This window comes from Aromatoleum sp. (assembly GCF_036675785.1).
Lineage (GTDB): Bacteria > Pseudomonadota > Gammaproteobacteria > Burkholderiales > Rhodocyclaceae > Aromatoleum.
The window spans coordinates 102,419-120,622 of the sequence record NZ_JAKFEF010000011.1 but is presented as its reverse complement, the minus strand read 5'-3'; the positions used below and the strand labels follow the sequence as shown (position 1 = coordinate 120,622).

Here is an 18,204-nt window from a genome sequence, read left to right as displayed (position 1 = left end):
TCCCTCAGATAATCGTGTTCGCCGAATTCATGAATGTCGGCTCATCCCACCAGATACCGAACTCCGGGCTGTAGATGTCCATGTTCACCAGTTCCATGAACTGTTCCCCCCATTTCTCCGGCGCAATCGGCTGAATTGCACCGGCCTTGCGCAGCGCTTCAAAGCCATTGCGCGGCAACTGCACGAGATAGGGCTGCAGCTTGCGCGCGAGGCCGCCGCTTTTCTCGGCGTAGCGCAGACCCTCGATCGCGCTGCGTGCCGCATCGTCGAAGGGCACGATGACCGGCATCTGCACCGTGTCGATCATGCGGAATTTGGTGGCCAGGGTTTCCAGTGGCAGCGTGTCCACGCGGCTTTCCGCGCACAGGCCAAGCAGATCTTCGGCATCGAGTTCTTTGTCACCCTTCTGCCAGTACAACTGCCGGAAGTAGGCCTCGATGGCGGGAGGCGACAGCGGGCCGTCTCTGTACTGCGGCTGGCGCAGGACCTCCCGTGCGGCTTGAGCGAACTGGCGCAGCTCGGGTGGCGGCGCCCAGTCGTCGTTGGCGGTGGCGAACACCCGTACCTCGCTTTGCTCGGCGGGCCGTTCGCCGTTGCGATTGCAGCGCCCCGCTGCCTGAGCGATGGAATCCAGACCTGCCTCGGCCCGATAAACCGCCGGCAGCGAGATATCGACGCCTGCCTCGATCAGTGATGTCGAGACCAGCCGGCAGGGTTCGCCCGCCTTTAGCAGGGCGCGAACTTCGGCCAGGACTTGGCTGCGATGTTTGGCGCACATCAACGTTGTGAGATGGCGCGTGCCGGGCAGGTCGGCGAGCGACTGATACACCGCCCGCGCGTGACGACGGTTGTTGACGATGCACAGCACCCCGTCGAGCGCGCGGAGTTGGACCGCGAGTTGCTCGTCGTCCAGCATGCCGACGTGGCGCACCCGCACGCGGTCGAGCTTGCGGAATAGCTCGGCCGGATCCGGCGCCAGCTCCCGCACGCCATCCAGTCCGCCTCGAAAGTCCCGCGCACTCAGTGCAGGCTGGGTGGCGGTGCAAAGCACGATGCTGCTGCGGTAGTTGCGGGCCAGTTCGTCGATGGCCGCTACCGCCGGGCGCAGCAGTTTGAGCGGGAGCGTCTGGGCCTCGTCGAGGATGACCACGCTGCCCGCGATGTTGTGCAGCTTGCGACACTGCGAAGGCCGGGCGGCGAACAGGCTTTCGAAGAACTGCACGGAAGTGGTGACGACGATGGGGGCGTCCCAGTTCTCCATCGCCAGGCGCAGCTTCTCCTTCGCCTGATAGCGCTCTGCATCGGACTTGGGCGGCACGGCTGCGATGAACGCGCTGTGGTGCTCCAGTACCGCAGCCTCGCCCAAGTCCCCCAAGGCGGTGCGGAACACTGCCGCGTTTTGTTCGACGATGCTGGTGAAGGGAATGACGAAGATCACCCGCCGTAAGCCGTGGCGGATAGCATGGTCAAGTCCGAAAGCGAGTGAGGCTAGCGTCTTGCCGCCACCGGTGGGTACGGTGAGCGAAAACAAGCCAGGGTCCTGTGCCGCCTCGTTTCTCACATGTGCCAGGATCTCGGCTCGGATCTGGTTGACGTCCGAGTCTGCAGTAAGACTGGACAAGTAGACGTTAAGCCGGTCCCGCAGCAATTCAAATTGCGGGGGTTCGACTGCACGCAGGGTGCTGCGGTCATTCGGCTGATCCGGTTGTGCGACACGATCGTAGAAGGCTTCGGTATCCAGGTAATCGGCATCGACGAGGCATGAGAACAGCATGCGTACAAGGAACGCAGCCTGGAAACCGCTCCGCTCCTTGCTGTGCCCGCGCAACCGCGGCATGGCGAGGCATTCGGGAAAGGAGATCTCGCGCCGCCAGGCGTCACGCAAGGGTGGTAGGCCGGCACCTTTCAGGCGGTCACGCAAGGAGGTGCGCTCACCACTCTCGCCACCATTGGCCAGGCCGGCATGGTGGCCGGCGATACCGTAGGCGAGCAGCATGCCGACCAGGCCATAACGCTCGACCGCCAGCATCGCGCCCCGAGTCGCGTGGTCCACGCGAACCGCATCTCCGCTGATACGGCGCTGAAAATCGTCGGTGTACTTGCCGATGTCGTGAAGCAGCCCGGCAACCTCCGCCAGTTCATCGCCTTGGAAAGACGATCCGAGTCCCCTTGCGATTTCCCCAACGTGCTGAAGATGATGCTGAAGCGGTTGCCAGTCGGATTTATCCGCTTGTGGTGTCGAGTGTGCAAAGAATGCGTCGGGCACGGATGGCTGAGGGTGCATGCAGTAGTGAGGACCTCACAGATATGCGCAACATCATAGTGCATATTCGCAAAGCATCGAGAATGCGGGTCAGACGGTATTCACGGCGAAACAGGAAGCAAGCGGAGCGGACCGCTGCGAAAGATGCATCACAGATTCAGACCGGCGAGTTTTAGACCGTAACAGTTGCCCCGCCGCCCGGCGGGTTCAGATCTGTTCCGCGATCATGCCGCCGAGGGTCGCCATCGCGTTTTCGAACTCGTCCGACCACGGATGGCCGAAGTTGAGGCGAAGGCAGTTGCGATACTCGCGCTTGGCCGAGAAGATCGGGCCGGGCGCGATGCTGATGCCCTGCTCCAGCGCGATCCGGTGCAAGGCAAGGGCGTCGACCTGCGGCGGCAGTTCGACCCATGTCAGATAGCCCCCGCGCGGACGCGCGACGCGGGTGCCGGGAGGGAAGTGGCGCTCGACCGCCGCGGCCATTGCGGTTTCCTGCACTTCGAGCACGCCGCGCAGTCGCCGCAGATGGGTGTCGAAGGCCCCCTGACGCAGAAAATCCGCGAGCGCGATCTGTACCGGAACGGTTGTCGCCAGGGTCGTCGCGAGCTTCAGCCGCTGGACCTTCTGCGCAAAGCGCCCGGCGGCAACCCACCCGACTCGGTAACCGGGCGCGAGGCTCTTCGAGAAGCTCGACACGTGCAGCACGAGTCCGCTCGTGTCGAGCGACTTTGCCGGGAGCGGCGCGTGCTTGCCGAAATACAGCTCGGCGTAGGTGTCGTCCTCGATCAGCGGCACCTCGTGCTGGCGCAACAGCTCCACCAGCTCGCGGCGGCGATCGTCCGGCACCAGCGCCCCGGTCGGACTCTGGAAGTTCAGCATCAGCAGGCACGCCTTGACCGGATGATGGCGCAGCGCGTCAGTGAGCGCCGGGAGGCTGACGCCCTCGCGCGGGTGCGTCGGAATTTCGATCACGCGCAGCCCGAGCCGTTCGATCGCCTGCAGCCCGACGTAGAAGGTCGGCGATTCGATCGCGATCAGATCCCCCGGACGCGTGACGGCCTGCAGGCAGAGGTTGAGCGCTTCCATTGCGCCCGACGTCACGACGATCTCGCTCGGCTGCACCGCCGCGCCGCGAGTCAGGTAGCGCAACGCGATCTGCCGGAGCAGTTCCTCGTTGCCCGGCGGCAGATCGGTGACGGTCGACAGCGGGTCCATGTGACGGGCGGCGGCCGCGAGATAACGTCCGAGCTTCGCGAGCGGATACAGATGCGGGCTCGCGAAGCTCGATCCGAAAGGCACCACGGCGGGGTCCTTCACCGATTCGAGGATCTCGAAAATGAAGTCGCTGACGTTCAGCTCGGTCGCGTCGCCGACGGGTCGCGTGATCTGGGGTTCGGGCAGCGGCTGGCGCAAACGGGGACGCACGAAATAGCCGGACTTCGGCCGCGCCTCGATCAGCCCGCGGCTTTCGAGCTGGTAGTACGCCTTCAACACTGTTGACGGGCTGACCCGTTGCGAGCGGCAGGCCTGCCGCACCGACGGCAGACGCTCGCCGGCGCGGAGCACACCGTCACGAATGTGCTGCTCGATATCCAGCGTCAGGCGGTCATAAAGGTTCAATCCCGACTCCTCGTGCTGTGTTGTTCGTTATCAGCCCGCGACGTGCGCGGCGCGGCGGGCCCGGAATCTACCGCACCACACCGGCCAAATCCTTGATCTGTCTCGTGGCGGACGCAGCGGGTCGGGCGCCCTCAACCGTTCAGACGCCTTCGCCCGGACAAAGTGCGCCCCGCCGCGAAGCGCTCGCCCGGTGCCTGTACCCCTCCGATATGTTCGGTTCTGTAACTGTCACCTGCTCGCCGTGAGGATGAAAATTCCGCCCGACCGAATTCCGCGGGAGCCGTGGCTGGAAGGGATGGCCGCCCCGGCTTGCCGCGTTCGTAATCCCGCAAGAGCCGGATCACACCGGGCGCGAGCGCATCGCGCGCCCCGGTCCTGCGCTTCCGAATGCGAAGACCGCACACACGGCCATCCCGCAGAACGGAGTCAACCAGCATGAGTCAGGACCACAATCAGTCGCTCGCCCCAATGCCCGACACGGGCCGCCGGCGATTCTTGAACACCGCAGCCGTCAGCCTGGCCGGCGCGGGGCTCGCGGTCGGATTGGCCGCGTGCAAGCAGGACGCGACCGCAACACCGGCCGTCGCCGGCGCGGCCCCCGGCGCTGCGCCCGCCGCTCACGGTGGCAGCGAGTATTCGGTGGCGCCCGGACAGCTGGACACGTACTACATGTTCTCGAGCGCGGGCCACGCGGGCGACGTGCGAGTCTTCGGACTGCCGTCGGGGCGCGAATTCAAGCGCATCCCGGTTTTCAACACCGATTGCATGATCGGCTGGGGCATTACGAACGAGTCGAAGGCGATCATCGGCACGAACCCCGACGGCACCGTGAAGTACAACACCGGCGACACGCACCACCTGCATCCGTCCTACACGGACGGCACTTACGACGGGAAATACCTGTTCGTAAACGACAAGATCAACTGCCGCCTCGCCCGCGTGCGCCTCGACACGATGGAGTGCGACAAGATCGCGCAGTTGCCGAACATTCAGGGCTTCCACGGCACCTTCCCGGACAAGCGCGACCCGGTCGACAGCTCGATCAACCACACGACCCGCGTCTTCTGCGGGGCGGAGTTCTCGGTTCCGCTGCCCAACTTCGGCAAGGGAATCGACGATGTGGCGGCGTACCGCTCGCTCTTCACGTGCGTCGATGCCGAATCGATGGAGGTGCGCTGGCAAGTGCTGATCGACGGCAATTGCGAGCTCGTCGCGACCTCGTACGACGGCAAGCTCGCGGCGACCACGCAGTACAACACGGAAATGGGCACGAGCTTCCCCGACATGATGTCCGCGGAATGGGACTCGTGCCTGTTCTTCAACATCGCGCGCATCGAACAGGCGGTGAAGGACGGGAAGGTCAAGACCTACGGCGACTCGAAAGTCCCGGTCGTCGACGGCACCAAGGCCGCCAATACGGACCCGAAAACCGCGTTCACCTGCTACGTCCCGATTCCCAAGAACCCGCACGGGGTCAACATCAGTCCGGATGGCAAGTATTACGCGTGCGCCGGAAAGCTCTCGCCGTCGGGGAGCCTGATCGAGCACGAGAAGGTGCTGAAGTGGTTCGAGGGGGAATTGAAGGAGCCGCGCGAAACCGTCGTCGCCGAACCCGACCTCGGCCTCGGGCCGCTGCATACCGCGTTCGACGGGCGCGGCAATGCCTACACGACGCTCTTCCTCGACAGCCAGATCGTGAAGTGGAGCATCGACGGCGCGATCAAGGCATACCAGGGCGACAAGAACGCGACCGTCGTCCTCGACCGCCTCGACGTGCATTACCAGCCGGGCCACGGCTTCACGTCGATGGGCGAAACGCGGGAGTGCGACGGGAAATTCCTGGTCTCCGACAACAAGTTCTCGAAGGACCGCTTCCTCCCCGTCGGCCCGCTGCACCCGGAAACCTCGCAGCTGATCGACATCAGCGGCGACAAGATGGTGATCGTGCACGACAACCCCGTGTCGTCGGAGCCGCACGACTCGATCATCATCCGCCGCGAGATCATCCGGCCGGTCAAGATCTACAACCTCGACGATTTCCCGAACGCGGTGAAGGAGCACAAGGACAGCGGTGTCTTCCGCGACGGCAACAAGGTCACGGTGAAGCTCATCAGCCAGGCGCCCGCCTTCAGCCTGCCGGAGTTCCGGGTGAAGAAAGGCGACGAAGTGACGATCGTCCTGACGAACCTCGACAAGATCGAGGACCTGACCCACGGTTTCGCGATTCAGCGATACAACATCAATTTCATCGTGAATCCGCAGGAGACGAAATCGGTCACGTTCAAGGCCGACAAAGCCGGGGTGTTCTGGTGCTACTGCACCCATTTCTGCCACGCGATGCATATGGAGATGCGTTCGCGCATGATCGTCGAGGCCTGACGGCCCCCGACGAACCTGTCCGCCGGATCCGGACGATCCGGTGGGAGTCACTCCGGTCGAAGTCGCCTGCGGGCCCGACGCTCTTTCGAGGGGCGGCCGGGCCCGTTTCATTTCCAGGAACCGTGGCGGGCCCCCGGCGAACGAATGCGTCCAGTGCATGAAGCGGCGTCAGCCGTGAAAGACACACGAGCAGCGCCGACTGTGCCGGTCGGAAAAACGTCCGCCTGTCGCTACATTTTCCGGCACCACTCTGAAAAAATGAACGCTGTGCTCACTGAACCATCAGGACGGGAAATGACCGCAGCGGCGATTCCGGCATTCGATATCGGCGACAAACCGTCAGCCCGGGGCCGCATTCCGGGCAACCACGGCATCTGGGTCGGCATCACGTGCGAGTTCGTGGAGTTCCTCGTGCTCTTCACGGTGTATTTCGTCGCGCGCGCCCATTTTCCGGACGCGTTCGAGAACGATGCGGCGCGCCTGTCGATCGTCGCCGGAACCGTGATCACGCTGCTGATGGTGACGAGCAGCTTCTTCATCGCCTGCTCCGTGGCAACGCTGCGGGCCGGACGGCGACGCGCCTCGATTTTGTGGTTGCTGGCCGGCCTCGTCGTCGCGCTCGGCTATCCGCTGGCGAAATACCTGGAGATCCAGTGGAACGTCGCGCACGGGATCGACGGCGCCTCCGGAATCTTCTTCACCGTCTATTACTACCTGACCTTCACGCACCTGGTGCACGGATTCTGGGGAATCCTCGGAATACTGTGGGTGCTCGTGCGCCACCTGAACAATGGCTACACGGCCGAGAATCACACCGGTCTCGAAGCGCTCGCGAGCTACTGGCACGCGACCGACATCATCTGGCTGATCATCTTTCCGCTCTTCTACGTCCTGGCCTGAAGCATGAAAGCGAACGACACCGCCCGCCCGGCCCCGCTGACCCCGCTCTTCCTGTCCTGGTTCGCACTCGTCTGCCTGACCTTCCTCGGCCTCGGGCTGTCCGAAGGGGGCGTGCGCGGCGTGTGGTTCCAGCTGCTGGTTGCGGCCCTCGTGTGGTTTAAGGGGTGGATCGTCGCGCGTTACTTCATCGAGTCCCACGTCGCGCATCCTTTCATCGCGACGGTGGTACGGGTCTTCATCCTGTGCGTGCCGGTCGCGCTGGTCTTCACCGCATGGCTCGGCGATCGCTTCGCGCGGCTCGCAACGCTGTAAGAACGTACGCGCTCAATCGGACCCTACGCCTTCCGGGTCGGACTTCGCGCCGCAGAAGCCGCAGACGCGGCCCGTCGCCGAGCCGGGCGAACCGGTCGGGCGACGGGCACCGCGAAGGGGCTGATTAACAACTACTACTCATTGCGCCCCTGGCTGCCACGGCTGCTCTGGCCGGTTTGGCTTTGGGAGCCCTGTTCGCCGAGGTTCTGCCCCTGGCCGGGCTGCTTTTGCGTGCCCTGCTGTTGCTGAGGCTGTTGTTGCTGGCTGCCCTGTCCTTGGCCGGGCTGCCGTTGCGTACCCTGGCTTTGCTCCTGCTGTTTCTGGCCCTGGCCGCTTTGCCCCTGCCCCGGCTGTTGCTGACCGCCCTGCTGTTGTTGGGGCTGTTGCTGGCTCTGGCTTTGACCCTTTTGGCTCTTCTGTTCCATGACTTCCTCCAACTATTAGGGGCGACAAAAGCGTCGCCTGTCGAGCAAGTAGCAAGGGATGGTCCCGAGGTCGGCTTGCTCACGGCGACGCCCGATGGATTCGATTGGACAACACCGGGACTACGCCCCGAACAGCCCGGCACCCGCCCAATCCCGGCGTTGCATGCGGGGCGCGCGGTCGCGCTTTCCGACGCCCCGCCGTGGTGCGCCTACAAGTCGATTTTTTTCACCACTCGGCAAGGATTGCCCGCCGCGAAAACGTCGTCGGGCACATCCTTCGTGACGACGCTTCCCGCGCCGATGACAGTGCGCGACCCGATCCGCACACCCGGGCAGATCACCGCGCCCCCGCCGACCCAGACATCGTCGCCGATCTCCACCGCCTTGCCGGCTTCCAGGCCGGTCCTGCGATCGGCCGCGCGGAGCGGGTGCGTCGCCGCGTAAATTTGTACCGCCGGGCCGAACAGCACGCGCGAACCGATGCGCACCGGTGCCACGTCGAGCACGATGCAACTGAAATTGAAGAACACGCTGTCGCCGAGGGTGATGTTGCTGCCGTAGTCGCAGAAGAACGGTGGCTGGATCCACAGGCCGGTTCCCGCGTGGGGCAGCAACTGCCCGAGCAGGCGATTGCGTTCGTCCGTCTGGTCGTCCTTCGTGACGTTGAGCTCTTCGATGAGCAGCCGCGCCTGCCGGCGCTCGTCCGAGAGCTGCGGGTCGAGCGGATCGTAGAGTTCGCCGCTCAGCATCTTTTCCTTTTCGCTTTTCACTTTCGCTCCTCGGATGCGCCCCCATCCGCGCCTGCGCTCGTGCGAGACGTCGAGCAAGGACCGGTGCAAATCGCTGCCGTTCCACTCCGTCACACGCGGAGACGAGGAAGGCGCGGTCGAGCTTCCCTTCGATGCAGCACCTTGGCCGGGCGCGGCGCTTGCTCCGTCACCGCAGGGCGAGGCATCCGACAAAACCCGGCCGCTCGCGAACGAGACGCCGATGCCGTGGCCGATCACCGCACGCGCGCCGCTCGCATGTGAGACAGTGCGCGCTTTGTTCCCCGAGATACGCGAATTGGAAGACAACTTCTTCATCGATCCCGAAGCGGTCGTTCCGGCGGGCGAGGACCCGGAGGGCGACGACGCGCTGCTCGACGTCGCCCGCGAGCTGCACCTGTACCTGCACGGATTCAACGCGCGGCTCGTGCATAACGACGGCGCCGTGTCCGTCGAGGTCGCCGGCGAGATCGAGGCCGACGACCGTCGTTTCCCGTACCGGCTGGTCCCCGAGCGCTGCGTGCTCGCGCGCGTGCAGAAGTGGCGCAAGCTCGGCCCCGAGCGTCATCTCGCGTTGGTGCGCGAGCGTCTGAACGAGACGTCGGTCGCCGAGTTCGAAGGCGAGGTACGCCGCTTCGTCGCGACGGTGCTGGAGCGGGCGCAGGCCGAAGGGCTCGACGCGCGCCGCTTCCTCCGCGCGCTCGAAACCGGCAAGGAGCTCGCGAGCCGGCGCTTCCGCATCGTCGAGGACCGCCTTGCCGAGGCCGCAGCCCGGCGTCGCGTGGAGACCCAGGCCGAAGTCGCGCGCGGCACCGTCAAGCTCACGCGCTATCCCGAGTCGTTCGAGACCGCGTTCATGATGCGCCGCCGCTTCATCGCGATCCTCGGGCCGACGAACTCCGGCAAGACCCACCAGGCGATGGAGGCGCTCGCGAAGGCCCAGACCGGCGTCTACCTCGCCCCACTGCGCCTGCTCGCGCTCGAAAACTACGAGCGCCTCGCCGACCGCGGCGTCGCCGTGAGCCTCGTGACCGGCGAGGAGCGCCGCATCACGCCCGGCGCGACCCACGTCGCGAGCACGATCGAGATGCTCGACACGTCGCGCGCGGTCGAGGTCGCGGTCATCGACGAAATCCAGATGCTCGAGGATCTCGAGCGCGGCTCGGCATGGACAGCGGCCGTATGCGGCGCGGCCGCGAAGACCGTGTTTCTCCTCGGCGCGCTGTCCGCCCGTCCGGCGGTCGAGGCGCTCGCCGAGCGGCTCGGCTGCGAGCTCGAAGTGAAAACGCTCGAGCGCAAGTCGCCGCTCGAAATGGATCGCCGCCCGGTCGGCAGCATTAGTCAGTTGCGCCGCGGCGACGCCGTGATCGCATTCTCGCGCCGCGACGTGCTGAACTGGGCGACGAACATCGTCGAAGCCGGATTCCGCGTCGCGACGATCTACGGCAATCTGTCGCCGGAAGTCCGCCGCGCCCAGGCCCAGCGCTTTCGCGACGGAGACGCCGATATCGTCGTCGCGACCGACGCGATCGGCATGGGGCTGAACCTGCCGGTCGCGCGGGTCGTGTTCACCACCGCAAAGAAGTTCGACGGCATCTCCGAGGACATCCTGCCGCCGTGGCTCACGCATCAGATCGCGGGCCGGGCCGGGCGCTTCGGCATCCACGACGCAGGCCTCGTCGCCGGCTTCGACGACCACACCCACCGCATCATCTACCGCCTGATGCGCACGCCGGCCGAAGCGCTGTCGAACCGCGGCTTCTACGTGACGCCGTCGCTGCATCACCTCAAGAGCATCGCAGCGGCGACGGGCGAGCAGAAGCTCGCGCGGCTGCTCGAACTCTTTTCGCGCAACATCGACCTCACCGACGACTTCTTCCTCCCCGGCGATCTCACCGAACAGATCGAGCGCGCGCAGTGGCTCGACACGCTGCCGCTGTCGCTCGAACACCGCTTCACGCTGTCCCTCGTGCCCGTGTCGACGCGCGTCGAGTCGCTGAGCCAGGCGTGGCAGGGCTGGGCGCGCGCGCTCGCGAAGGAGAAGAGCTCGCACCTCGCTATCGAGCCGGTCGGCGACGGGCGCTACGCACTGCAGGCCGCCGAGGACGTGTGCAAGAAGTACTCCGCGTACGCGTGGCTCGGCTATCGGCTGCCGGACTACTACCCCGACGCCGAGGCGGCCGTCGCGCTCGCGCGCAGCATGTCGGAGACGGTCGACGAGATGCTCGCCCGCCAGCACGGACGGCGCGGCGAGTCGAAACGGCGCACGAGCCCTTATGGACGCGGACGCGGCCGAACCCCGCCGAAGGGCGGCCGCGAAGGACGGCACCGGACCGAGCGCGAGCGGCGCTGACGCCTTCCGCGTCGCCCTTCGCCTGCAGCTCACGCCGACCGACGAGACATCGACCCCGCACGCGTAGGTCGGACCGAGCGAAGCGATGTCCGACATTCCGCGGCTTCCGGAAGGTTCCACGTCGGCCTTCGCCTGCGGCTCACGACGACCTGCGCCGAATCCGCTTTCAGCCGCCGGCCGCCTGCGCGGCTTTCGCGAGCGCTTCGAAGGGGATCAGCACGCAGCCGTGGCGGCTGCGGTGCGCGCGCACCGGCTCGAACACCGCGAGATCCGCCCAGCCCTCCGGCGGATCGCCGCCGGCGAGCATCGCGGCGACCCGCTCGCGCAGCGCCTCCGTCTCCGCCGCCGACATTCCGACCCCGTGCTGCCCGATCACCGACGCGGCCGCCCGGCACAGCAGGCAACCCTTCACGTCGTGCGCGAGCGCGGCGATGCGGCCATTGGCGACCCGGACGTCGACCCGAACGCGGTCGCCGCACACGGGACTGTCGCGCATCGCCGACGCGCACGGGGCGTCGAGCCGGCCCGCGCCGCATGCGTCGGCTGCCAGTTCCTTGATGCGCTGGCTGTAGAGCGTCTCAATCACGTCACACGCGCCACGACTCGGGACACCGGGGACTCGGCGCGGGCGGGTGTTTCGGCCGCTGCGAGATCGCACGGGCGGTCGACGTCGACGAAGATCGCGTCGTCGTCGATCGCGACCCGCTTCACGCGATCGGCGTGCTGCGCGATCAACCCGCGGGCGCCCTGATCGCCGGAAAGCTGCGTCATCGCGGCGAAGAACTCGCGCGGCCACAGGATCGGGTTGCCGCGCCGGCCGTCCTTTTCGGGGACCACGATCGACGGCTGCGCCGGGTCGAACGCCGCGATGACGCGATCGAGATGTTCGGCGGTGATGCGCGGCATGTCGCCGAGCAGCACGAGCACCGCGTCGACGTCCTCGGGCAGCGCCGCGATCCCGTGGCGCAGCGACGCGGACATCCCCTGCGCGAAGTCGGGGTTATGCACGACCGTCGCGCCGCTTCCGGCGACCGCCTTCGCGACCGCGTCGCCCTCGTGGCCGACGACGACCGTCACCGACGCGGCGAGCGACGCGCGCGCGCTGTTGACCGCGCGCAGCACCATCGGCACGCCGCCGACCGCTATCAGCAGCTTGTTGTCGGCGCCCATCCGCGACGACCGGCCGGCCGCGAGCACGAGCACGGCGACGCGCGGACCAGTCGCCGGCGTCTGCTCCGCGGCGCTTTCGTCCTCGTCCTCGTCGTCTTCCGCTTCGAGCGTCGTGCGGATCAGGCCGCCGACGCCCATCCGCATGATGTCCTGCGGCGTCGGGGCCAGGCCGGCGAGCAGCCGCTGCAAGATCCAGTCGAGGCCGTTCATGCGCCGCGAGCGACCGCAGCCGGGAAGGATCACGACCGGCACCGCACCGACCCGCGCGAGCACCAGCATGTTGCCCGGCTCGGCCGGCATGCCGAAATGAACGATCTCGCCGCCGGCCGCGGTCACGGCCGCGGGCGCGATGTCGCGGCGGTCCTTCGCGACCGTCGCGCCGCACACCAGCACGAGGTCGCAGCCCGCCGCGAGCGCCTGGCGCAGCATCGCTTCGATCGCGACACGCTCGTGCGCGCAGCGCAGCACCAGCGCGAGGCGGCTGCCGAGGCCGTCGAGGCGATGGCGCGTCGCCGCGACGGTAGCGGCAAAGATGCTCTCCTTCATTCCCGGCAGCTCGCTCATGATCAGCGCGACGCGGTGCGGCTTCAGTTCGGCGACGCGCACGAGCGGGCCGGCCGACGCGATGTCGCGGCACGCCTCGACGACACGCCCTGGCACCGCGAACGGGACGATCTTGACCGTCGCGATCACCTGCCCGGCGCGCGCGACGGCGTGCTGCGGCAGCGTGCCGATCGCGACCGATTCACCGAGCAGGTTGAGCCGGTCGATGCGCCCGGCGTCGACTTCGACGATGCCGCGCACCGCCGCGTGCAGATTGCAGCGGCCGTTGTAGGGCGCGCGGGTCGCCGCGTTTGCGCCCGGTCCGACGAGGAGTGCCGCGATCGCGGCCGCGGCCGGATTCTCGGCCATGTCGTCGGGCGCGAGTCGCGCGCCGGGGACGGTTTCGACGCCGTCGGCGCGCAGCGCGGCGAGATCCGCCGACGACAGGACGCTGCCCTTTTTCAGCGTCCGGCCGCCGATCTTCAGCGTATGCGCGAGGACCACGCCCTCGGCCGTTTCGCAGGGGAATTCATCGAAGATCATCCGCGTCTCCCGGTCGTGCCAATTCGCGCGCGACATTCACCGCCCGCGATGCCTCGTCTGGATCACCTGCGCGAGGATCGCGACCGCGATCTCGGCCGGCGACCGCCCGCCCAGATCAAGCCCGACCGGCGCACGAATCCGCTCGACCGCGTCACCCAGCCCCGCTTCGGTCAGGCGCTCGACGCGCTTCGCATGCGTGCGGGTGCTGCCGAGCGAGCCGATGTAGAACGCGTGGCTGCGCAGCGCGACGACCAGCGCCGGGTCGTCGAGCTTCGGGTCGTGCGTCAGCGTGACGATCGCCGTCTGCGCGTCGATACCGATCCGCTCGAGCGCCTCGTCCGGCCACTCGGTCGTCATCGACACGCCGGGCAGGCGCTCCGGCGTCGCGAACGCGCGGCGCGGGTCGACGACGACGACTTCGAAGCCGGCGATCGCCGCCATCGGCGCGAGCGCTTGGGTGACATGCACGGCGCCGATCACGACGAGCCGCGGCGCGCCGACATGGCAGCGCACGAAGAGAGCTCCGTCCGCCGACGCCAGCGCGCCGCTGCGATCCGCGCGCAGCCGCTGCCGCGCCTCGCTGAGCTGATCGGCCGTCAGCGCGAGATCGCCCTCGACGCCGTCGTCGCGCACCAGCGCCTGAGTCCCGTCATCGAGCCGCGTGACGACCGCGACCGCGCGCTTTGCGCCGCGGTCCGCGACGAGCTGGTCGAAAAGTTCCGCCTTCATCCGATGCGCTCCAGGAAAACCTGCACGCGCCCGCCGCACGCAAGCCCGACTTCCCACGCCTGCTCGTCGCTGACGCCGAATTCGAGCACGCGCGGCTGTCCGTCGGCGATCACCGATTGCGCCTCGCCGATCACCGCGCCCTCGATGCAGCCGCCGGACACCGAGCCGACGAACGCGCCGTGCTCGTCGATCGCGAGATGGCTGCCCTCGGGCCGCGGCGACGACCCCCAGGTGCGCACGACCGTCGCGAGCGCGACGCCCTTACCTTCGGCCCGCCAGCGCCGCACCTGCTGGAAGAGTTCGGCGTCGGTCGCGACCGCCGCGCCGCTTGCCGCAGCGCGAATCCGGCGCCCGACGCCGGACAATCGCGCGTGTGCATCGATATGGTCCGCCAGTTCCGCGACGCCCTCGCCACTCGTCGCGACGGTGAGCAGCACCGGCACCGGCCCGCGCTCGTCATGCCGCAAGCCGGCGTTCTGTTGCAGGTCGAGCACCGCACGGCTCGCGAGCGGCGAGTCGCCCTTATTGACGACGAAGATGTCGGCGGTTTCGAGAATGCCGGCCTTGACCGCCTGCACGTCGTCGCCGAGTCCGGGCGCGCAGACGACGAGGTTCGTGTCGGCGAGTGCGCGGACGTCGACTTCCGACTGTCCGACCCCGACGGTCTCGACGACGACGACATCGAAACCGGCCGCATCGAACACATCGACGACCTCGCCGGTCGTCCGCGAGAGGCCGCCGAGATGGCCGCGCGACGACAACGAACGGATGAACACGCGCTCGTCGCCGCCGTGCTCGCCCATCCGCAGCCGGTCGCCGAGCAGCGCGCCGCCGGTGATCGGGCTGGACGGGTCGATCGCGACGACCGCGATGCGGCGGCCGCGCCGCAACCATTCGCCGAGCAGCGCGTTGATCAGCGTCGATTTGCCGGCGCCGGGGGCTCCGGTGACGCCGACGACCTGGGCGCGGCCTCGGCGCGGCGCGAGTGCCGCGAGCAACTCCGCCGCGCCTGCGCGGGCGTTCTCGACCAGCGTCAGCGCACGCGCGAGCGCGGAGCGTGGAGCGCCGGAGCCGTCAGCGAGGTCGATGTCTTCCGCTCGGATCATCATTTATTCATCATCTGTTTGACGTCAAATCATCTTGCGCCTTTCAAGTCGGTGGCGCAAGCAGTCCCCCGCATCCTGTCACGGCCTGCCGGCCCGCGCTCTCGAGGTGATCGAGCGTCATCAGATGCGCAGGTCGGACTGGCGCTCAGTGCCGCGGAAACACGAGGCCGAAGTCCTCGACGAAGTCGGAGAGCCCCGCGTCTTCGAGGTCGTCGAGCGTCATCAGCATGTAGGGGTGCAACGTGCCGCGGCGGACCTGCTGCGGCACCTGAGCGAGGCCGTCGGCGAGGACCGCCCGCAGCGCGTCGGGGTCGGCGACGAGCAGCATCGCGAGGTCCGCATCGAACTCCCCGCAGTAACCGCGCAAGCCGACGCTCGCGCCTTCATCGGTGCCGCGCCAGACGAGCACGCGGCCGCGGCGCGCGGCGTAATCGTCCTTCGTCAGGACGCCGATCGACGCGCCCGCCGCGCGCAGCCCTTCGCGGTCGAGCATCGCCTTCCAGGCGTCACAGTCGAGAAATCCGTCGCTCATTGCCTTGCCTCCTTCTGTCGACGCCGGACGGCGGCGACAGCCCGTCCGAATCCGTCCGGCGCAACGGGGACGCGGCCTTTTTCCGCGTCGGCCGCCGCCCCCGTGGCCGCTTCGTCACGCCGGCAGCATCGCCGTCACTTCGATTTCGACCTTCGCGCCGTGCTCGACGAAGCCCGCGACCTGCAGCGCGGTCATCGCGGGGAAGTGCTTGCCGATCAGCTCGCGATACGCGGCGCCGATCTCCGCGAGCCGCGCGTTGTATTCCGCGCCGTTGCCGAGGTACCAGTTCATCCGCACGATGTTCGACGGCCGCGCGTCGGCTTCGGCGAGGATCGCGACGATGTTCGTCAGCGCCTGGCGGACCTGGCCGACGAGGTCGTCGGTCTGGAACTTCTCGTTCTCGTCCCAGCCGACTTGGCCGGCGACGAACAGCATGCGGCCGCTCGCGACGACGCCGTTCGAATAGCCCTTCGGCCGGACCCAGCCCGGGGGTTGCAACATTTGCATGAATGGTCTCCTCGTTGTGGTTGGTGCGGCCGCCGTCGTCGGCGGCCGCTTTTTGGTAGAAACAGCTCAGATCCGCACGCCGAGCCGGTAACCCTCGTGGATCGACGCGTCGAGCCCGCGTGGGATCACTGCGTCGCCGGCGCCGTGCAGCTCATCGACCATCCACTGGAACTCGTGGAACAGGTCGTGGTTCGGCTTGCGCGGGCCGGACACGAGGACGGTGTCGGCTTCGAGGAAAGTTTCTTCGCCCTTCGCGTTGCGGACCATCGCGCCTTCGCTCGTGACGCCGACGAGCATCGACGACGTCAGCGTGCGGATCTCGAGCTCCTCGATCCACGCCGAGTGGCGCCACTTGAACGACGGCATGACGTCGCCGGCGATGCGCTTGTCTTCCTCAACGATGACGACCTCGTGGCCCTGCTTGCACAGCGACTCGGCGAGCGTCAGGCCGATCTTGCCGGCGCCGACCATCACGACGCGCTTGCCCGGCTTCGTCTTGCCGTTGGCGACGTCGAGCGCATCGACGAGCTTCTCGTGGCCCGGCAGGTGGCGGTACGCGTTCATGTCGGTGCGCGAGCCGGCGGCGACGATGCAGACGTCGAACTGATGCAGGATGCTGCGCATGAACTTCGCGTTCGCCTCGGTGTTGAAGCGCACGTCGATTTCCATCTTGCGCGCCATCGTCTCGTAGTACTTGATCACCGAGATCAGGTCGTCGGGCCGCGCGAGGTCGTTCGACGAGTAGCCGACGAGCGCGCCGCCGATGCGGTCGCCCTTCTCGAACACCGTGACGTCGTGCCCGCGGCGCTTCGCGGTGATCGCGGCTTCCATACCGGCCGGGCCCGCGCCGATGATCATGATCTTCTTCTTCACCGCCGCCGGCGTGACGTGGTATTCCGGCTCGACTTCGTGGCCGAGCGTCGGGTTCATCGCGCAGGTGTAAGGCAGGTCGCGGAAGAGTCGGGACAGGCAGTTCAGCGAGCCGATGCAGCGGCGCACCTCGTCGAGCCGGTCCTCGGCCGCCTTGTGCAGCAGTTCCGGGTCGGCGAGCATCGGCCGGCACACTTCCCAGTAGTCGAACACGCCGTCGGCGATGCACTGGTTCGCCATCACCGGGTCCGGCAGGCGGTTGCCGAACGTGATCAGCGTGTTCGGGAACAGTTTCTTGGCCTTCGCCGACAGGTAGTTCCAGTGGCCCGGCTGGACGTCGCGGCCGATCGACGACTCGGGCGCTTCCTGCCAGCCGACGGTCACCGAGATCATGTCGACGCCCGAATCCACCGCCTGCTGCATCAGCTCGAAGCAGTCGTCCTCGGTGTTGCCGCCCCAGCGGTCCATCAGCTCGGCGCCGTTCAGCCGCACGACGAGCGGGTGCTCCGGCGTCGCCTGCTTGATCTCGTCGATCAGCTCGCGCATGAAGCGGCCACGGTTCTCGATGGAACCGCCGTATTCGTCGGTGCGCTGGTTCGTGAAGCGCGAGTTGAAGTTCGCGAGGAGATAGCCCATGAAGCTCGTCACTTCGGTGCCGTCGAAGCCCGCCCGGATCGCGCGTTTCGCGGCTTCGGCGTGCTGCTTGACGATCGCGCGGATCTCGTCCTTCGTCACTTCGCGCGGCGGACGGAAGTGCGGCAGCGTCTGCGGCACGACCGACGGCTGGATGCAGTAGCCGAGGTCGATGCCGCCGTAGCGGCCGGCGTGCAGGATCTGCTGGATCGCGACGCCGCCGTTGTCGTGGATGTACTGCGCGATCGTCTCGAACTGCGGCAGGAACTTGTCGTCGAACAGCGCGACCTGCCGGAAGTAGGCCTTGCCTTCACCGAGCGGATCGGGATACGCGCCCTGGTTCGTGATGATGCCCGCGCCGGTGCCGGCGATGACCCGCGTGCGCGCGAGTTCGCGCGGCGTGATGTAGCCGTCGCGCGTGTTGTAGTTGGACACGCAGCAGGCGCCGTACTTGACCATGTTCTTGGTCTTGTACTTGCCGATCTGGCCGGGTTTGAACAGGTGCGGAAGCTTGAGCTCGCCGGGACGGGTCATGCGGGTCTCCTCTGGATC

The 18,204-nt window shown here is 67.2% G+C and carries 15 protein-coding genes; 4 read left to right on the top strand and 11 right to left on the bottom strand.

Features of this window, described 5'->3' with window-relative positions; genetic code table 11:
* Positions 1–4: 4 nt before the first annotated feature.
* Both V6M37_RS02655 and V6M37_RS02650 read right to left on the bottom strand, forming a co-directional pair.
* Complete coding sequence (locus V6M37_RS02655; protein ID WP_332670858.1) at positions 5–2,266, bottom strand: CRISPR-associated endonuclease Cas3''; 2,262 nt, start codon at positions 2,264–2,266, stop codon at positions 5–7.
* Positions 2,267–2,470: 204 nt separating this feature from the next.
* Positions 2,471–3,883: an aminotransferase-like domain-containing protein gene (locus V6M37_RS02650; RefSeq protein WP_332670856.1), complete on the bottom strand. Its 1,413-nt coding sequence runs from the start codon at positions 3,881–3,883 to the stop codon at positions 2,471–2,473.
* A gap of 435 nt (positions 3,884–4,318) precedes the next feature.
* Between V6M37_RS02650 and nosZ the strand changes: the two genes are divergently transcribed.
* The 3 genes from nosZ to V6M37_RS02635 all read left to right on the top strand — a co-directional run bounded on the left by nosZ (position 4,319) and on the right by V6M37_RS02635 (position 7,474).
* Positions 4,319–6,262 carry a TAT-dependent nitrous-oxide reductase gene (nosZ, locus tag V6M37_RS02645; RefSeq protein ID WP_332670853.1) on the top strand — a complete coding sequence of 648 codons (1,944 nt, stop codon included), beginning with the start codon at positions 4,319–4,321 and terminating at the stop codon, positions 6,260–6,262.
* 294 nt (positions 6,263–6,556) lie between these two features.
* A complete protein-coding gene (locus V6M37_RS02640; protein WP_332670852.1) occupies positions 6,557–7,162 on the top strand; it encodes a cytochrome c oxidase subunit 3 family protein in 606 nt (201 codons plus the stop codon).
* A gap of 3 nt (positions 7,163–7,165) precedes the next feature.
* Positions 7,166–7,474 (top strand): hypothetical protein, encoded by a 309-nt coding sequence (locus V6M37_RS02635; RefSeq protein ID WP_332670851.1) that lies wholly within the window; start codon positions 7,166–7,168, stop codon positions 7,472–7,474.
* Between the two features lie 134 nt (positions 7,475–7,608).
* Here the strand turns inward: V6M37_RS02635 and V6M37_RS02630 are convergent, their stop codons facing one another.
* Positions 7,609–7,899 carry a hypothetical protein gene (locus V6M37_RS02630; RefSeq protein ID WP_332670849.1) on the bottom strand — a complete coding sequence of 97 codons (291 nt, stop codon included), beginning with the start codon at positions 7,897–7,899 and terminating at the stop codon, positions 7,609–7,611.
* A 209-nt stretch (positions 7,900–8,108) separates the two neighbouring features.
* Entirely contained in the window at positions 8,109–8,984 is an 876-nt protein-coding gene (locus tag V6M37_RS02625; protein WP_332670848.1) for a sugar O-acetyltransferase, read from the bottom strand.
* Here V6M37_RS02625 and V6M37_RS02620 point away from each other — a divergent pair.
* Positions 8,965–11,019 (top strand): helicase-related protein, encoded by a 2,055-nt coding sequence (locus V6M37_RS02620; RefSeq protein WP_332670847.1) that lies wholly within the window; start codon positions 8,965–8,967, stop codon positions 11,017–11,019. The two genes, V6M37_RS02625 and V6M37_RS02620, sit on opposite strands and share 20 nt — an antisense overlap.
* A 166-nt stretch (positions 11,020–11,185) precedes the next feature.
* On the opposite strand, the gene V6M37_RS02615 is transcribed toward V6M37_RS02620, so the two are convergent.
* The 7 genes from V6M37_RS02615 to V6M37_RS02585 all read right to left on the bottom strand — a co-directional run bounded on the left by V6M37_RS02615 (position 11,186) and on the right by V6M37_RS02585 (position 18,186).
* Positions 11,186–11,605, bottom strand: a complete 420-nt coding sequence (locus V6M37_RS02615) for an iron-sulfur cluster assembly scaffold protein (RefSeq protein ID WP_332670846.1) — start codon at positions 11,603–11,605, stop codon at positions 11,186–11,188.
* Positions 11,602–13,275 (bottom strand): molybdopterin-binding/glycosyltransferase family 2 protein, encoded by a 1,674-nt coding sequence (locus V6M37_RS02610; protein ID WP_332670844.1) that lies wholly within the window; start codon positions 13,273–13,275, stop codon positions 11,602–11,604. The genes V6M37_RS02615 and V6M37_RS02610 overlap by 4 nt, the downstream gene beginning before the upstream one ends.
* Positions 13,276–13,311: 36 nt before the next feature.
* Positions 13,312–14,004, bottom strand: a complete 693-nt coding sequence (locus V6M37_RS02605; RefSeq protein ID WP_332670843.1) for an XdhC family protein — start codon at positions 14,002–14,004, stop codon at positions 13,312–13,314.
* On the bottom strand, positions 14,001–15,113 hold the full coding sequence (gene meaB / locus V6M37_RS02600; protein ID WP_332670841.1) for a methylmalonyl Co-A mutase-associated GTPase MeaB: 1,113 nt from the start codon (positions 15,111–15,113) through the stop codon (positions 14,001–14,003). The genes V6M37_RS02605 and meaB overlap by 4 nt, the downstream gene beginning before the upstream one ends.
* Before the next feature lie 142 nt (positions 15,114–15,255).
* Positions 15,256–15,642, bottom strand: coding sequence for a hypothetical protein (locus V6M37_RS02595; protein WP_332670840.1), 387 nt, complete (start codon positions 15,640–15,642; stop codon positions 15,256–15,258).
* A 114-nt stretch (positions 15,643–15,756) separates the two neighbouring features.
* Positions 15,757–16,149 (bottom strand): RidA family protein, encoded by a 393-nt coding sequence (locus V6M37_RS02590; protein WP_332670838.1) that lies wholly within the window; start codon positions 16,147–16,149, stop codon positions 15,757–15,759.
* A 66-nt stretch (positions 16,150–16,215) separates the two neighbouring features.
* On the bottom strand, positions 16,216–18,186 hold the full coding sequence (locus tag V6M37_RS02585) for an NAD(P)/FAD-dependent oxidoreductase (RefSeq protein WP_332670837.1): 1,971 nt from the start codon (positions 18,184–18,186) through the stop codon (positions 16,216–16,218).
* Positions 18,187–18,204: the final 18 nt, after the last annotated feature.

Bases quoted from the DNA above. Each gene is read 5' to 3' on its own strand.
- nosZ (WP_332670853.1), top strand. From the start codon at position 4,319: ATGAGTCAGGACCACAATCAGTCGCTCGCCCCAATGCCCGACACGGGC.
- V6M37_RS02640 (WP_332670852.1), top strand. From the start codon at position 6,557: ATGACCGCAGCGGCGATTCCGGCATTCGATATCGGCGACAAACCGTCA.
- V6M37_RS02635 (WP_332670851.1), top strand. From the start codon at position 7,166: ATGAAAGCGAACGACACCGCCCGCCCGGCCCCGCTGACCCCGCTCTTC.
- V6M37_RS02630 (WP_332670849.1), bottom strand. From the start codon at position 7,899: ATGGAACAGAAGAGCCAAAAGGGTCAAAGCCAGAGCCAGCAACAGCCC.
- V6M37_RS02625 (WP_332670848.1), bottom strand. From the start codon at position 8,984: ATGAAGAAGTTGTCTTCCAATTCGCGTATCTCGGGGAACAAAGCGCGC.
- V6M37_RS02610 (WP_332670844.1), bottom strand. From the start codon at position 13,275: ATGATCTTCGATGAATTCCCCTGCGAAACGGCCGAGGGCGTGGTCCTC.
- V6M37_RS02605 (WP_332670843.1), bottom strand. From the start codon at position 14,004: ATGAAGGCGGAACTTTTCGACCAGCTCGTCGCGGACCGCGGCGCAAAG.
- meaB (WP_332670841.1), bottom strand. From the start codon at position 15,113: ATGATGATCCGAGCGGAAGACATCGACCTCGCTGACGGCTCCGGCGCT.
- V6M37_RS02595 (WP_332670840.1), bottom strand. From the start codon at position 15,642: ATGAGCGACGGATTTCTCGACTGTGACGCCTGGAAGGCGATGCTCGAC.
- V6M37_RS02590 (WP_332670838.1), bottom strand. From the start codon at position 16,149: ATGCAAATGTTGCAACCCCCGGGCTGGGTCCGGCCGAAGGGCTATTCG.
- V6M37_RS02585 (WP_332670837.1), bottom strand. From the start codon at position 18,186: ATGACCCGTCCCGGCGAGCTCAAGCTTCCGCACCTGTTCAAACCCGGC.